Origin of the sequence: Sphingopyxis sp. LC363 (genome assembly GCF_000756385.1) — a bacterium.
Lineage (GTDB): Bacteria > Pseudomonadota > Alphaproteobacteria > Sphingomonadales > Sphingomonadaceae > Sphingopyxis.
In genome coordinates this window covers 25,772-39,734 of sequence record NZ_JNFC01000012.1, presented here as the reverse complement: position 1 = coordinate 39,734, position 13,963 = coordinate 25,772, and the positions used below count along the sequence as shown (strand labels likewise).

Here is a 13,963-nt window from a genome sequence, read left to right as displayed (position 1 = left end):
ATCGGTTACAGGGCGTCGCAGAAGGCCTTATAGGCCTTCGCGTCCATCAGGCCATCGAGCTGGCCCTTGTCGGACAGCGTCATGCGAAAGAACCAGCCTTCGCCTTCGGGGTCCGAATTGACGAGCGCGGGGTCTTCCTCGAGCTGGCCATTGCCTTCGGTCACGGTGCCGTCGACGGGAGCATAGACGTCGCTGGCGGCCTTCACCGATTCGACCACCGCGGCGTCGCCGCCCGCGGTCAGTTCGGCGCCGGTGTCGGGAACCTCGACGAAGACGATGTCGCCGAGCTGGCCCTGCGCAAAGTCGGTGATGCCGACCGTCGCGACGTCGCCGTCGACGTCGATCCATTCATGTTCTTCGGTGTAATAACGCGGCATCGATCAGGCTCCCTGTTTGCGCACATAGCGGTGCGGAATGAATGGCATGGCGGTGACGGTGCAATGGACCAGCTTGCCGCGCACTTCGGCGGCGATCGCGGCGCCCGGCTCGGACAGGCCCGTCGGAACAAAGCCCATCGCGATCGGCGCGCCGACGCTGGGCGCAAAACCGCCCGAGGTCACGACGCCGATTTCATCCTCGCCGTCGAACAGCTTGGCGCCCTCACGCACCGGCAGCTTTCCATCGACGGTCAGGCCGACGCGCTTGCGGGGCGGGCCGTCCTCGAGATGGCCGAGGATGCGCGCGGCGCCGGGGAAATTCTCCTCCTCGCGGCGGCGCTTGCTGACCGCGAAGCCGAGATCGGCTTCGGCGGGGTCGATCTCCGGGCTTAGGTCATGCCCGTAAAGCGGCAGGCCCGCTTCGAGCCGCAGCGAATCGCGTGCGCCGAGGCCGATCGGCTTGACCTCTTCCATCGCGCAGAGCGCGTCGGCAAAGGCTTCAAGTGCCTCGTTGGGCAACGAAATCTCGAAGCCATCCTCGCCGGTGTAGCCCGAGCGGCTGAGGCCGATCGCATGGCCCTGCCAGGTCGCGCGGGTCGCCTGCATGAAAACGAGATTGGCCGCTTCGGGCATCAGCCGTACGAGCGCATCGACCGCTTTGGGTCCCTGCAGCGCGAGCAGGCCATAATCCTCATTGTGATTGAGAGTGATATGATCGGGCAGATTTTCGCGGAGATGGCCGATATCCTCCCATTTCACCGCGCCGTTGACGACGATGCCATATTGATCGCCCTCGTTGGTGATCATCAGGTCGTCGAGAATGCCGCCGTCTTCATCGAGCAGCAGCGAGTAGCGCATCCGGCCGGGTTTCAGCGCCGAAATATCGCCGGGGACGAGCGTTTCGAGCGCTTCGGCGACGCCGTCGCCCGAGAGTGAGAGCTGCCCCATGTGGCTGACGTCGAACAGGCCGGCATTTTCGCGCGTCCAGAGATGTTCGGCCATGATGCCTTCATACTGGATCGGCATCCAGTATCCGGCGAATTCGACCATGCGGCCGCCCTTCGCGCGGTGCCAGGCGTCGAGCGGCAGGGTGGCCGTTTCGATCGGAATTTCTTCATCTTCGCGCATATCGCACTCCCGTCGTTGACACGGCAAGGCGCGGCCGGGTGCCGCCCTGTGCCATGCCCCCTCTGTCACGGGAACCTGAGAGTTTTCCTCCATGATTTCATGGAGTTACCCCTTCGGTGGTTCCGGCAGAATCGGCCGGAACGCTTTCCAGAGTGTCCGTTCCAGCCCGCGCGGTCCGCTTGACCTGAGAGTTTCCGGGGCGGTTGCTCCTTCGGTGGCGGGGTTGCCCCCGCGCTCTCCCGCGCGGCCGGTCGAATCCCTTGTCAGGACCGACAGACGCCGCGAGCCTTGGCGCTGCGCCCCGGCGGAGTCAATCGGCGAGCGCGCGGATCGCGTCGTTTTCGTGGATATACACGCCCGAACCCTTTTGTCCGGCCAGCGCGACGATCGCGGCGGCGACGCTGTCGCCCGAAATCGAGCGGTAGCGGCGAAAGCCGCCGTGGAGCAGCGCATCGGTCAGCGGCGCGGCGATCGTCGCGAGCCCTTCGGCGAGGCGCTGGGGTCCCGGCCGGTCGCCGCGGAGCAGGCCGGGGCGGATGAGGTCTAGGCGGTCGAAGCCGAGCGCGCTGAGGTCGTCCTCGGTCTCGCCCTTGGTGCGAAGGTAGAAATTGCCGCTCTTCGCCGCGGCGCCGACCGAGCTGACCGCGATCATATGCGGCGTGCCGCCCGTCCTCGCCCCGCGCGCAGCGGCAAGCACGAGGTCGTGATCGACCGCGCGGAACGCCGCCTGCGACCCCGCTTGGCGGATCGTGGTGCCGAGGCAGGAGATGAGCAGGGCGGGCCGTTCGGCGGCGATGATGTCGCCCCAGCGTTCGGATGGCGCGACCAGCGCCTTGTGATGCGGTGCGAGCCCCTCGACCGCGCGGCGCGCGAGGACGGTTACGGGTGCGGGTCCGAAATGGGCGATCACCGCGCGGCCGACCATGCCGGTCGCGCCGACGAGGAGGATTGACGACATATTCATGAAACCTGATCCGTATCCCCGAGCGAAGACGAGGGGCTATGCCGAGCGAAGTCGAGGCAGCGCGGGTGCGCAGTTCTCGCTCCGTTCGAACGGGCCCCTCGTCTTCGCTCGGGGAAACGAGGAGTTTCAGGCATGCGCCAGCGCCGGGGGCACGGCGTCGCGGCCGAAGATGTCGGCGTAGCGGTCGATGGCGAAACGGTCGGTCATGCCCGCGATATAATCACCGATATGCCGGTTTGTCGCGCAGGTTTCGCCGGGGAGCCGCGCCGCCCAGTCGGCGCCCATCAGCGCGGGATCGGCGGCATAGGCGGCGAAGAGGTCGGCGACGACCCGGTTTGCGGCCTCGGCGGCGGCGAGCTGTTCGGGGTGGTGATAGAGGTTCGCGTACATGAAGCGTTTAAGCTCGCGTTCCGCGGCGGCGAGTTCGGGCGAGAAGCCGCCGAGCGTGCGCCCCGCAGCGCGGACCTCATCGGCGCTCGCGACGCCGGCATCGGACACGTTGGCGGCGGTTGCGGCGATCACGTCGTTGACCATCACGCCGATCTGATCGCGGACGAGTTCGCGCAGCAGCCGGTCGCGCGGCGCGCCGGGGAAACGCCCCTCGACCGCATGGTAATTGGCGGCAACGAAGGGCTGCGCCATCAGCTGGTCGAGGTCGAGCAGCCCGGCGCGCAGGCCATCGTCGATGTCGTGATTGTCATAGGCGATATCGTCGGCGATCGCCGCGACCTGCGCCTCGAGGCTGGCATGGCTGGCGAGATCGAGCCCGAACTCGCCGTCGATTTCGGCGAGCGCCCAGCCGGGATTCGCGACGGGGCCATTATGCTTGGCGAGCCCTTCCAATGTTTCCCACGTCAGGTTGATGCCGTCGAACAGCGGATAGGGACATTCGAGGCGCGCGAGCGTGCGCAGCGTATGGCCGTTGTGGTCGAAGCCGCCGTGCGCCGCCATCGCGGCCTTGAGCGCATCCTCGCCCGCGTGACCGAAGGGCGGATGACCGATGTCGTGCGCCAGACACAGGGCTTCGGTCAAATCCTCGTTGAGCCCGAGCGCGCGCGCGATACCACGGCCGATCTGCGCGACCTCGATGCTGTGGGTCAGGCGGACGCGGTAATGATCGCCGTCGGGCGCGACGAACACCTGCGTCTTGTGGCGCAGGCGGCGGAAGGCGATCGAGTGGATGATGCGGTCGCGGTCGCGCTGAAAATCGTCGCGTGGGCCGCGCACGACGCGGCCGGATTCGGGGTGGAGGCGGCCGCGGCTGCGCGCGGGGTCGCTGGCGCAATGGGAAATCAAGCAAATCCTCCCTGTGCCGCAGGCATGGGGAGGTGGCGGCGCGAAGCGCTGACGGAGGGGCCATGGCGCCGCGTCGTCGCCCCTCCACCACCGCCTGCGGCGGCGGTCCCCCTCCCCATGCCTTCGGCACAGGGAGGATTTATGTTCGTTTCAGCCCCGCTCACTTGAGCGGCTCTACGATTTCGCCGATTTCGCTGTCGAAGAGGAAGCCGTCGCCTTCGGCCTTTTTATAGTCGCCGAGCCAGTCCTGCGCCGCCTTGCGGTTGGAGAAGGGCCCCACGAGCAGGCGCCGCGTCTGGCCCCATTCGGCGGTCGACCCAGATTTGCCCTTGAACAGCGCCGCGTTGCGCTTGGCGAAGCGGTTGTAGTCGAAGGCGAGCGCCTTGAGGTTCGCGCCCGTCGCGATCTGGACCCAGAGGCGCGCGGGGTTCGCCTTTTTCTTCGCGGCTTCTTCCTTCGCCTTGGCATCCGCTTCGGCCTTCGCCTTGGCGGCCGCCTCTTCCTTTTCGCGCTTCGCCGCTTCGGCCGCTTCGGCCTTGCGCTTGTCTTCGAGCAGCATGGCGAGCGTGTCGGCGCCGATCGCATTGTCCGGCCGACTCAGCTCTTCGGCCGGGATTTCGATCGATCCGACGATCTCGGCAAGCGACGCGAGCGGGGCCGACGCGGCGGCGGAACTCGTCGCGACCGGAGAAGCAGCCGGCGCGGACGGCGATGCGGCCGGGGTCGAACGGCCCATATCGGCGATCGAGAATCCGGGACCGATCGGTCCTTTTCCGGCGTCGACCGCCGCACCGACCGGTTCGGGCGCCGCCGCGGGGCGCGCGGGCGCCGGAGCGGGGCGGCTGGCCTCCACCCGCGCCGAAGCGGGCGGCTCGGCGACCGGCCGGGCGGCCGGCGGCGTGGGCGTGGGCGTGGGTGAACGCACGGCCGGTGCCGGCTCAGGTTTGCGCGCGGTAGGCACCGGCGCGGGCGTCGGCGTCACCGCCGCAGCGGGCCGCCGCCGGTCGTTGGCCGCCGGTTTGCCCGTCGCCCCGGCCGGCGGCGTCGCGGCCGCGACCTGCACGGGCCCACGTTTCGGGCCGGGTTGACCGCTGGGGAAGCGGCCGAAGTGCGCCGCCGCGGCCTGCTGCGCGGGATTGAGCCGGTCCATCTGGAGCAGATAGGGGGTGATATTTTGCGCCATCGCGGGCGGCATCGTCGCATTGACGATTTCGGTCGCTTCCTTGTCGCGGCCGTTCATCGCGAGGATCATCGCGCGGAGCCGCCAAGCCCCGCGATCCTGCGCGCGCAGTTGCGGGGTCAGCATGGCGATTCCGCGATCGGCGTCGCCGCTGATCCCGAGCGACAGCGCATAGCGCCGCGTCAGTTCGTCGTTGGGCGCGATCGACAGGGCGAGCTGATAGTCGCGCTGCGCCGCATCCTGTTGCCCCAGAAGGTCGCGCGCGAGGCCGCGGTCGGCGAGGAACAGGCGTTCGGGCGCACCCATCAGCTGCGCCTCGCCGAAATAGTCGAGCGCGCGCGTCGGATTTTCCATATGGACCATCGCCGATCCCAGCGCCGCCTTGATCGTGCCGTCGCGCGGGCGCGCCTGTTCGGCACGGACGAGGAAACCGAGCGCGGCGCGATAATCCTCGAGATCGATCGACGCGCGCCCCGCATCGAGCAGCGCTGCCGTGTCGCTGCTGTTCGCCGCGATGCGGGCGAGCGACGACGACAGCAAGCTACGCGCGGCCGTGCGCTTTTCCATCGCCGCCTTCGTCGCGGGGTCCGGCGGCGTCACCTGAGCCAGTGCGGGCGCCTGCACCAGGCCGAGCGTCGCGGTTCCAAGCAACAGCGCGCCGAGAGCGCGAACAAGGTAGCGCGCGCGCGCCGGCTTCGCCGTCCATTTCACCTGCCGCATGGGCAACTCATCCCGATTTCCGGCCTGCCGTGCCCGGCGGGCGGCCGCTCGATAGCCCCGTTACTGGTTGTTCTGCCGTCCCAGAAAACGCGGAATATCGACCCCGTCGTCCTTGCCGCCCTCTTCGGCGTCGGGGGTCGATGCCCCGCGCGAGAGCCGCGACATGCGCTCGAACAGGGTGCCGCCGCCGACCGAGCGCGCCGGCGCTTCGGCAGGAGCTTCCGCTGCGGGCGCCGAACGATAATCGCTCGCCGGAGCTTCGGGCGCGTCGAGCACCAGTTCGTCGGCGGTATCGTCATAGGTCGCGGCGACCTGCGACAATTCCATCGGCTCTTCCTCCGCTGCGGCCGGAGCCTCGGGTTCGGGGGCATCGCCGAGCGAGAAGCCCGGTGCCGGGTCGTTGTCCTGCTGGACCGGCGCTTCGGCGACGGGTTCTTCCTGCACCGCGGGTTCGACCACCTCTTCGGCCACCGGTGCCGGCGCCGCGGTGCGCGCGGGAGCGAAGGAGAAGCTGCGCGTCGCGGGCGCGGCCTGCGCCGCTTCGCCCGTGCCGTCGATGCCCGTCGCGACGACCGAAACGCGAATCTTGCCGTCGAGGCTGTCGTTGAACGCGCTGCCCCAGATGATGTTGGCGTCGGGATCGACCAGCTCGCGAATATGATTCGCGGCCTCGTCGACTTCCATCAGGCGCATGTCCTCGCCGCCGGTGATCGAGATGATGACGCCCTTCGCGCCCGCCATCGACACGCCGTCGAGCAGCGGGTTGGCAATGGCTTTCTGGGCGGCTTCGAGCGCGCGGCCGTCGCCTTCGGCTTCGCCGGTGCCCATCATCGCCTTGCCCATCTCGCGCATCACGCTGCGCACGTCGGCGAAGTCGAGGTTGATGAGGCCGGGCATGACCATCAGGTCGGTGATGCCGCGCACGCCCTGCTGAAGCACCTCGTCGGCCATGGTGAACGCTTCCTTGAAGGTCGTGTTCGGGTTGGCGACGAGGAAGAGATTCTGGTTCGGAATGACGATGAGCGTATCGACATGCTCTTGCAGCTCGGCGATGCCGGCGTCGGCCGAGCGCATCCGCCGCGAGCCTTCGAACATGAAGGGCTTGGTCACGACGCCGACGGTCAGGATGCCGCGGTCGCGCGCCGCTTTCGCGATGACCGGCGCCGCGCCGGTGCCCGTGCCGCCGCCCATGCCCGCCGCGACGAAGCACATATGCGCGCCGTTGAGCGCCTCTTCGACCTGCGTGATGCTTTCCTCGGCCGCCGCGCGGCCGACCTCGGGCCGCGAACCCGCGCCCAGTCCCTGGGTGATCTGCGTCCCCAGCTGGATGCGCCGTTCGGCCGGCGAGGCGTTAAGCGCCTGCGCGTCAGTGTTCGCGACGACGAAATCGACGCCCTCGACGCGCGCCGCGATCATGTTTGCGATGGCATTGCCGCCCGCGCCGCCGACGCCGATCACCGCGATGCGCGGCTTCAGCTCGTCGACCTGCGGCGGGCCAATATTGATGCTCATCAAATAATCTCCCTGCAGCGGCGAACCGATGCCGCTTCCCTGCACCTTGCGACCCGTCGGGCGGTGGTCCTGCCGCCCGGATAACTGTTACCGCATTGCACTATTGTGACGCCGGAATCACCCAAAAAATTAACCTTTTCGCCTTTGCAGCACCTAAAAACTGCTTTTCAATGCGGCCATCAGCCGGTGGAGGATCGAGGTCCCCGTCGGCTTGTAAACATCCTGCGCCATCATCGGCAGGTCGCGAAGGTCGACGGGGTCCGACGCGGCATAGAGAACCAGACCCGCGAGCGTCGCGAAAGCGGGACCGCCATGCGCATCGGGCAGGCCGTGCAAGCCGCGCGGTCGCCCGACGCGCGCGGCGCGGCCGAGCGCGGCCTGCGTATAGTCGGCGATGCCCTTGAGGTCGGCGCCGCCGCCGACGAGCACGACCTGGCGCCCGATCGGGCCGACGAAATGGAGGTCCTTCAAGGTCCGGCCGATCTCGCCCATCATCGCGTCGAGCCGCTGGCGGATCACCGCGACGAGCTGCGCGCGCGTGATGCGCGGGGAATCGCCGCCCGAAGGCGCGCCGGGTTCGAGTTCGATAATCTCGTTATTGTCGCGCGGACTGGCCGAGGCCGAACCGTAGAAGCTTTGCAAGCGCTGCGCCTGGCTCCGCCTTATGCCGAAGGCCGAGGCGATGTCGTCGGTGATGTCGCTCGCGCCGAAGGGCAGCGACGCCATTTCGACGAGCATGCCCCCGGCGTAGAGCGAAACGGTCGTGACTGCGGCGCCGAGCTCGACGAGCGCGACGCCGAGGTCGCGCTCCTCCTCCGACAGGCAGGCGAGCCCCGCGGCGATCGGCGAAGCGACGACCGCGTTGACGTCGAGATGCGCCTGACGCACCGCCGCCTCGAGGTTCCGTACCGGCGCGCCGTCGGCCATGATGATGTGGATATCGACGCCGAGGCGGTCGGCGTGAAGGCCGATCGGGTTCTTGACCCCGTTGAGCCCGTCGAGCGTGTAGAGCGCGGGCTGGGCGTGGAGGATCATGCGGCCCTCGGGATCGATGCCCGCGCGGCCCGCGGCGAGCAGATCGTCGACGTCCTCCTGCTCGATCCGGTGGCCGCCGAGTTCGCTTTCGATCGGCGCGACGTCGCTCAAGAGACTGCCCGCCGAGAAGCTGACCCAGACATCGTCGATGTTGAGGCCCGCGATGCGCTCGGCCTGTTCGATCGCCTCGCGCACGACATGCTCGGTCTGTTCCATGTCGGCGACATAGCCGCGCTGGACGCCGCGGCTCTCGCGCTGGCCGGTGCCGAGGACGTGGAGCTTGCCGTCGGCGGTCTGCCCCGCGATCAACGCGCAGACCTTCCACGACCCGACATCGAGCGCGGTGATGATCTTTTCGATGCGCGGCGGCGCCATGGCTCAGCCCTTCTCCGCCGCCGCGTCGGCGACGGCATCGACCGCGGCGCGCATGTCGTCGAGCTTCGCCGGCGCCACCTGCCCCTCGTGCGGCAGGCGGAGCACGAAGCGCGCGGGGTCGCGCATGTCGAAGCGGAGGATGCCGCGGCCGAGCAGGCGGTTGGCGCCGTCCATATGCGCGAATTTGACGAGCGCGGCTTTCGCTTCGGCCTCGCCTTCCGGCAGCGACAGCGTCTCGCCGCTGCGGAAGCGGAGGTCCCAGCGGCGGTTGCCGACCCAGGTCGCGCCGGCGAGCAATTCCTTGAGGCTGCTCGCCTCGGCGAGCAGGCGCGCGAGATCCTGCGACCGCTGGTTGGCGCGCGGGCCGATGACGAGCGGCAGGTCGGGCATCGTCGCGACGGTGACGGGCTCGAGCACGACGCCCTTGTCGTCGATCAGCGACAGACGGCCCGAGTGCTGCCAGATCGCCGCCGGGGTGCGTTCGACGATGTCGACGACGAGCGTGTCGGGCAGGCGTCGCGACACGCGCGCATCCTTGATCCAGCCATATTTCATGAGGTCCGCGCGGACATCCTCGAGATCGACCGCGGCCATCGAGCGGTCCTTCTGCGCGAGCGCGATGTCATAGAGTTTGAGCCGGTCGATGCGGTCGGCGCCGACGACCTCGACCTTTTTGACCTGAAAGCCCGCGCGGCCGACCGCCTGCGCATATTCCTCGTGGACTTTCGCGGTGACGCCGGTCGCGTGCGCGGCGATCGCCACGACGGCGCAGAGGCTGAGCCCGATCGTCCAGTTGGCGACCTGCTGCAGACGCTGCGGGCTGACCGGCAGCGCGTTGATGATCGCGTTGAGGCGCGACTGCTGGATCTTGCGCCGCTTTTTCGGCGCGCGCGCGGGCCGCCTTGGCGGTGCTTTCCCGCGCTTGATCTGTGTCTTGCTCATATGAGCGCTTCCCCCACGATGCGTTCGACGAGTTCGGCATAATCCATGCCGACGGCGCGCCCCTGTTCGGGCACGAGGCTGAGCGGCGTCATGCCGGGCTGGGTGTTGACCTCGAGCAGGAAGATGCCCGCGAGGCCATGCTCGTCATCCCAGCGGAAATCCGAGCGCGACGCGCCCTTGCAGCCGAGCAGGCGATGCGACTGCAGCGCCAGATCCTTCATCCGCTGCGCGACGTCGGCGGGAACGTCGGCGGGGCAGATGTGTTCGGTGAGGCCCGGAGTATATTTGGCGTCATAGTCGTAGAAGCCCGACTTCACGCGCAATTCGGTGACCGCGAGCGGCGTGTCGGCAAGTACGGCAACAGTCAGCTCGCGCCCCTTGATGAAGGGTTCGGCGAGCAGGCGGTCGAACTTCTGCCAGGGGCCCACCGCATCGCGCGCGATCGGGTTGCCGTAATTGCTGTCGTCCTTGACGATTGCAATCCCGACCGACGAGCCTTCGTTGACGGGTTTCAGCACATAGGGGCGCGGCAGGGGGTCGATGGAAAAGAGGCTTTCGCTGTCGACCATCGTCCCCGTCGGCATGGGAATACCATGCGGCACGAGCGCCTGTTTCGTCAATTCCTTGTCGATCGCGATCACCGAAGTGACCAGCCCGCTATGGGTATATTTGAGGCCCATCAAGTCGAGCATGCCCTGCACCGTTCCGTCCTCGCCCGGCACGCCGTGGAGCGCGTTGAACACGACATCGGGCTTCGCTTCGGCGAGCCGCAGCGCGACGTCGCGGTCCATGTCGATGCGTGTGACCTTGTGGCCGCGGCTTTCGAGGGCGTCGGCGACGCCGTTGCCGCTCATCAGCGACACTTCGCGCTCGGCCGACCAGCCGCCCATCAGGACGGCGACATGCCACGGACCCCGGCTCACTTGGCCTTCCCCACGCGCTGAATCTCCCATTGCAATTCGATGCCGCTCTTGGCCTTGACCCGGCGGCGGACTTCCTCGCCGAGCGCTTCGATGTCGGCGCTCGTCGCCTCACCGGTGTTGATGAGGAAATTGGTGTGCTTTTCGCTGACCTGCGCGCCGCCGACGGTGAAGCCGCGGCAGCCGGCCTCGTCGACGAGTCGCCATGCCTTGTTGCCGTCGGGGTTCTTGAAGGTCGAGCCGCCGGTCTTCGAACGCAGCGGCTGCGACGCCTCGCGGCTCGCCGAAATGCGGTCCATTTCGGCCTGGATCGCAGCGGGTTCGCCGGGACGGCCGCGGAAGGTCGCGCCGATCACCACCGCACCTTCGGGCAATTCGCTGTGGCGATAGGTGTAGCCCAAATCGGCGAGCGGCAGCGACCGGCGCTCGCCCGAGCGCAGCACGACGTCGGCGTCGATCAATATGTCCTTGACCTCGCCGCCATAGGCGCCGCCGTTCATCCGCACGAAGCCGCCAACCGTGCCGGGGATCGAGCGCAGAAATTCCATGCCGGCGATCCCCGCATCGCGCGCGGTCGACGAGACGAGTATCCCCGACGCGCCGCCACCGCAGCGCAAGCTCGTCGCGTCGATGGCTTCGACCTTCGCGAACGCCTTGCCGAGCCGGACGACGACGCCGGGAAAGCCGCCGTCGCGGACGATCAGGTTCGAGCCGAGCCCGAGCGCCATAACCGGCACGGCGGGATCGAGGTCGCGGAGGAAATCGGCGAGATCATCGGCGTCCTTCGGTTCGAAGAGCCAGTCGGCGGGGCCGCCCGACTTGAACCAGACCAGCGGCGCCAGCGGCGCTTTTGCCGTCAGCTTGCCACGCACCGCAGGGAGGGTTTCGGCGGCGCTCATGCTGCCTCGACCGCAGCGGCTAAACCCGCCGCCATCTTGGTAATGTCGCCCGCGCCGAGACAGATGATCTTGTCGCCTGCGCCGAGATCGCCTGCGGCGATGCTGGCGGCGATAGCGGAAGCCAACGCCCCCGCGTCAGCGACGACATTGGCTTGACGATGACCGCGATCGCGGAGGCCCTCGACCAGCGCATCCGACGATACACCGTCAATCGGCGCCTCCCCGGCAGCGTAAACGGGCAGCGCGAGCACGATATCGGCGTCGTTGAATGCCTGCTGGAAATCGTCCATGTGATCGCGAAGGCGCGTGAAACGGTGCGGCTGGACGACGCCGACGACGCGCCCCGCACCGACGCCTTCGCGCGCAGCCGACAGCACCGCGCGGATCTCGACGGGATGATGCGCATAATCGTCGATGACGGTGACGACGCCCTCGCCCGCGGCAATCTCGCCGACCTTGGTGAAGCGCCGCTTGACCCCGGCAAAGCCGTTGAAGCCCGATACAATCTTGTCGTCCGAAACGCCCATGTGCAGGGCGACGGCAATGGCCGCGAGCGAATTCTGCACATTATGGCGCCCCGACATCGGCAGGTGGATGCCTTCGATCGTGCGGCTGTTCCCGTCGCGGTCGCGCACGACGACGTCGAAGCGGTTGCCGTCGGGGCCCGGCGTCACATTGGTGCCGCGCACATCGGCTTGGGCGGAGAAGCCATAGGTAATGATGCGGCGGTCGCGGATGCGCGGGATGATCGCCTGCACCTCGGGATGGTCGAGGCACAGCATCGCGGCGCCGTAAAAGGGCACATTCTCGATAAACTCGACGAACGCATCCTTGATCGCGTCGAAGCTGCCATAATGGTCGAGATGTTCGGGATCGATGTTGGTGACGACCGCGATCGTCCCGTCGAGGCGCAGGAAGCTACCGTCGCTCTCGTCGGCCTCGACCACCATCCAGTCCGACGCGCCGAGACGCGCGTTCGAGCCATAATTATTGATGATGCCGCCGTTGATCACGGTGGGGTCGATCCCGCCCGCGTCGAGCAAGGCCGCAACGAGGCTGGTCGTCGTCGTCTTGCCATGCGTGCCCGCGATGGCGACGGTCGACTTGAGCCGCATCAGCTCGGCGAGCATCTCGGCGCGGCGGACGATGGGGATGCGGCTCGCGAGCGCGGCTTCGACCTCGGGGTTGCCGCGCTTGACCGCGGTCGAGGTGACGACCACCGCGACCCCATCGACGTTCGAGGCCTCATGGCCGATCGCGACCTTGATGCCGCGTTTGCGCAGGCCCTCGACGACATAGGATTCGGCGATGTCGCTGCCCTGCACCCGATAGCCGAGATTGTGCATCACCTCGGCGATGCCCGACATGCCGATGCCGCCGATGCCGATGAAATGGATCGTGCCGATATCGGTCGCGACGCCGCGCATCATTTGTCTCCCGCGCGGGTAGCGGCGACGCCGCCAGCTACCGCCGCGCTGCGCGACGGCGCGCCGACGCGGATCACGTCCATCATCGGCGGCGCGACGAGCGATTCGACAAGATCGGCGAGGTCGCGCGTCGCGTTCGGCAGGCCGCAGCTTGCCGCGCGCTCGGCGGCTTCCTCGATCGCGCCGGGTTCGAGCGCCATGCGCTGGATATGCTTCGCGACCTCGGCGGGAGTGAAGGCCGGCTGCTGAAAGGCGATCGCCCCGCCCGCTTCGACCAGGTCGACGACATTATAAGTCTGATGATCGTCCATCGCACTCGGATAGGGGACGAAGATAGCGGGGCGCCCGGCGCAGGCGAGTTCGGCGACGGTCGACGCCCCGGCGCGCGCGATGACCATATGCGCCCAGCGCAGCCGATCGGGAAAATCCTTGATGTAGGACGCGCATTCGGCGGCGACGCCGAGTTCGGCATATTTGGCGCGCACCGCTTCCAGATCATCCTCGCGGCATTGCTGCACGACCTGCAACCGGTCGAGCAGCGCGCGCGGCAGCATCGCGATCGCGGCGGGCACGACCTCGCTGAGCACCGTCGCGCCGAGGCTGCCCCCGACGACGAGCAGGCGGAAGATGCCGTCCTCGGGCAAAGGCGGGAAACCGTCGTCGCGGATCGCGACGATCTCGTCGCGCACCGGATTGCCGGTGATATGTTTCTTGAGCTCGTGCCCCGCGGGATAGCGCTGGATATTATGATAGGCGACCGCCACCGCGTCGACGCGCGGCGCCATCATGCGATTGACGCGGCCGAGCACGGCATTCTGCTCGTGCAGCACGCGCGGCCGCTTCGTCGAACCCGCCGCGAGCAGACTGGGAAGCGAGGGATAGCCGCCGAAGCCGACGACGACCGCAGGGTCGAACTCGCGGATCAGGTCGATCGCCAAGCGGCGCCCCTTGCGGATCGCGAGCGCCGCCTTGAGCCAGCCGACGGGGCCGCCGTGGACGCGGCCGGCGGGAAGCACATGCGTTTCCATCTCGGCGGGCGCGCCGGGGATCTTCAGCCCGCGGTCGTCGCTGACCAGCGCGACGCGGTGGCCGCGCGCGATCAGTTCGCCGGCGAGGGCGTAGGCGGGCAGCATATGGCCTCCCGTCCCGCCGGCGGCGAGAAGGAAGTGGCGCGTCGCGGTCATTTTT

The 13,963-nt window shown here is 68.1% G+C and carries 12 protein-coding genes and 2 riboswitches; all 12 genes read right to left on the bottom strand.

Features of this window, described 5'->3' with window-relative positions; all coding sequences use genetic code 11:
- Positions 1-5 precede the first annotated feature (5 nt).
- The 12 genes from gcvH to murG all read right to left on the bottom strand — a co-directional run bounded on the left by gcvH (position 6) and on the right by murG (position 13,959).
- On the bottom strand, positions 6-377 hold the full coding sequence (gene gcvH / locus FG95_RS05655; protein WP_037554592.1) for a glycine cleavage system protein GcvH: 372 nt from the start codon (positions 375-377) through the stop codon (positions 6-8).
- A 3-nt stretch (positions 378-380) separates the two neighbouring features.
- The gene (gene gcvT / locus FG95_RS05650) at positions 381-1,505 is read right to left on the bottom strand and encodes a glycine cleavage system aminomethyltransferase GcvT (protein ID WP_081933032.1); all 1,125 of its coding nucleotides are present in this window, start codon (positions 1,503-1,505) and stop codon (positions 381-383) included.
- A 52-nt stretch (positions 1,506-1,557) separates the two neighbouring features.
- Positions 1,558-1,666: riboswitch (glycine riboswitch) on the bottom strand.
- Positions 1,667-1,757, bottom strand: a riboswitch (glycine riboswitch).
- Between the two features lie 58 nt (positions 1,758-1,815).
- Positions 1,816-2,469: an NAD-dependent dehydratase gene (locus FG95_RS05645; RefSeq protein ID WP_327195723.1), complete on the bottom strand. Its 654-nt coding sequence runs from the start codon at positions 2,467-2,469 to the stop codon at positions 1,816-1,818.
- A gap of 126 nt (positions 2,470-2,595) precedes the next feature.
- Complete coding sequence (locus FG95_RS05640) at positions 2,596-3,771, bottom strand: deoxyguanosinetriphosphate triphosphohydrolase (protein ID WP_037554591.1); 1,176 nt, start codon at positions 3,769-3,771, stop codon at positions 2,596-2,598.
- A gap of 154 nt (positions 3,772-3,925) precedes the next feature.
- Positions 3,926-5,665 carry a tetratricopeptide repeat protein gene (locus FG95_RS05635; RefSeq protein WP_037554590.1) on the bottom strand — a complete coding sequence of 580 codons (1,740 nt, stop codon included), beginning with the start codon at positions 5,663-5,665 and terminating at the stop codon, positions 3,926-3,928.
- Positions 5,666-5,725: 60 nt separating this feature from the next.
- Positions 5,726-7,177 carry a cell division protein FtsZ gene (gene ftsZ, locus FG95_RS05630; RefSeq protein ID WP_037554778.1) on the bottom strand — a complete coding sequence of 484 codons (1,452 nt, stop codon included), beginning with the start codon at positions 7,175-7,177 and terminating at the stop codon, positions 5,726-5,728.
- 153 nt (positions 7,178-7,330) lie between these two features.
- The gene (ftsA, locus tag FG95_RS05625) at positions 7,331-8,587 is read right to left on the bottom strand and encodes a cell division protein FtsA (protein WP_037554589.1); all 1,257 of its coding nucleotides are present in this window, start codon (positions 8,585-8,587) and stop codon (positions 7,331-7,333) included.
- A gap of 3 nt (positions 8,588-8,590) precedes the next feature.
- Positions 8,591-9,529, bottom strand: coding sequence for a cell division protein FtsQ/DivIB (locus FG95_RS05620; RefSeq protein WP_037554588.1), 939 nt, complete (start codon positions 9,527-9,529; stop codon positions 8,591-8,593).
- On the bottom strand, positions 9,526-10,452 hold the full coding sequence (locus FG95_RS05615) for a D-alanine--D-alanine ligase (RefSeq protein ID WP_037554587.1): 927 nt from the start codon (positions 10,450-10,452) through the stop codon (positions 9,526-9,528). Before FG95_RS05615 ends, FG95_RS05620 begins: the two co-directional genes overlap by 4 nt.
- Complete coding sequence (gene murB, locus FG95_RS05610; protein ID WP_037554586.1) at positions 10,449-11,348, bottom strand: UDP-N-acetylmuramate dehydrogenase; 900 nt, start codon at positions 11,346-11,348, stop codon at positions 10,449-10,451. The genes FG95_RS05615 and murB overlap by 4 nt, the downstream gene beginning before the upstream one ends.
- On the bottom strand, positions 11,345-12,775 hold the full coding sequence (gene murC / locus FG95_RS05605) for a UDP-N-acetylmuramate--L-alanine ligase (RefSeq protein ID WP_037554585.1): 1,431 nt from the start codon (positions 12,773-12,775) through the stop codon (positions 11,345-11,347). The genes murB and murC overlap by 4 nt, the downstream gene beginning before the upstream one ends.
- Positions 12,775-13,959 (bottom strand): undecaprenyldiphospho-muramoylpentapeptide beta-N-acetylglucosaminyltransferase, encoded by a 1,185-nt coding sequence (gene murG / locus FG95_RS05600; RefSeq protein WP_037554584.1) that lies wholly within the window; start codon positions 13,957-13,959, stop codon positions 12,775-12,777. Before murG ends, murC begins: the two co-directional genes overlap by 1 nt.
- Positions 13,960-13,963: the final 4 nt, after the last annotated feature.